The sequence below is a fragment of the Kitasatospora sp. NPDC058965 genome (assembly GCF_042741245.1).
Lineage (GTDB): Bacteria > Actinomycetota > Actinomycetes > Streptomycetales > Streptomycetaceae > Kitasatospora.
Genome location: NZ_JBHYKG010000601.1, coordinates 1 through 1,408, shown reverse-complemented (window position 1 = coordinate 1,408; position 1,408 = coordinate 1). Strand labels below are relative to the sequence as shown.

1 protein-coding gene is annotated in these 1,408 nt (G+C 80.1%); it reads right to left on the bottom strand.

The genetic code is table 11. From position 1 onward, the window contains the following. Positions 1–30 precede the first annotated feature (30 nt). Complete coding sequence (locus ACFW1A_RS40510) at positions 31–1,287, bottom strand: NAD(P)/FAD-dependent oxidoreductase (RefSeq protein ID WP_380418748.1); 1,257 nt, start codon at positions 1,285–1,287, stop codon at positions 31–33. Positions 1,288–1,408: the final 121 nt, after the last annotated feature.

The following is a 1,408-nucleotide window of genomic DNA, read 5'->3' as shown; positions in this document are numbered from 1 at the left end:
GCGTCAGGGCCGCACGCCAGTGACGCCCCGTCACCGGCCCCGCGCGGGCAGGTCCGCCAGCACCTCCCGGGCGGCCCGGGCGCCGGAGGCCAGCGCGCCCTGCACCGAGGCGGTGGCCCGGTGGTCCCCGCAGACGTACCGGCCCGGCGCCCACCGGGTGGACCGGGAGAGCGTGAGCGGCGCCGGCCCGGCCGGCAGCGCCTCGGCGATCCGGTAGGCGGCGAGCGGCTCCCAGCCCGCGGTGTCCACCCCGTACAGCTCGCCGGCCCGGCGCCGCGCCGCTCCCTCCTGCGCCGCGACGCCCAACACCGAGGTCGACACCAGCGCCCGACCGTCGGGCGAACAGTCGGGCACCACCTCGGAGAGCACCACCGTGTTCAGCACCCGGCGCCGCGCGTCGACCACCAGGATCGGCTCCCGCAGCGGGCTGACCGGCGCCGCGTGGTAGAACGTCGTCACCGACCGCGCCGGCGGCACCGCGAGCCCCGGCAGCAGCCGCGCCGCCCGGTCCGCGCCGGTCGCCACCACCACCGCGCCCGCCCGCAGCCGCGACCCGTCCGCCAGCACGACGCCGGCCGCGCCGCCCGCCGCCTCGACCCGCGCCACCTCGGCGGCGCAGCGCAACCGTCCGGCCGGCAGCCGCGCCGCCAACTGCCGCGGCACCGCGCCGATGCCGTGGCGCGGCAGTGAGAGGCGTCCGCGCAGCCTGGGGCGCCACACCAGGTGGAACAGGCGGCTCGACGTCGCCAGCTCCTCCTCCAGGAAGACGCCGGCCAGGAACGGCCCGAGCACGTCGGCCACGGTCCGCCGGGACAGCCCGGCCGACCGCAGCGCCTCGGCCGTGCTCGTCTCGGGCGCCCGCCGGACCACCGCGGCGGGCAGCAGCGCGTCACGCAGGCCCAGCAGCCCCAGCGCCGCGAGGTCGCGCGGCGGGAGCGCCGACCGGCCGGCCACCAGTGCGGGCAGCTGCCCGGGGCGCCGGACCGGGTCCACCAGTCGGTGCCGGTCCGGTCCGCCCGCCACCAGGAAGCCCGGGGTGAACGGGCGCAGTCCGAGCGCCGCCAGGTCCAGGCGCCGGCGGACCTGCGGGTAGGCGGGGTTGAACACCTGGAAGCCGCGGTCGAGCCGGAATCCCCGCACCACGTCGGTGCGCATCCGGCCGCCCGCCTCCTCGCCGGCCTCCAGCACCAGCACGTCGCGGCCGGCCGCGACGATGTCCAGGGCGCAGGCGAGCCCGGCGAGGCCCGCTCCGACCACGATCACTTCCGCCGTGCGGTCCTGGCTCATCGGCCCGCGCCTCCCTGTCGTCGCTCGGCCGGCGGTCCGGTCCGCCCGCCGGTCCGCAGGTCTTCGGAGCGGCGCGGGGGGGGGGGGGTGGCCCCCCCGCCGCGGGTCGTGCTCCGGGGCG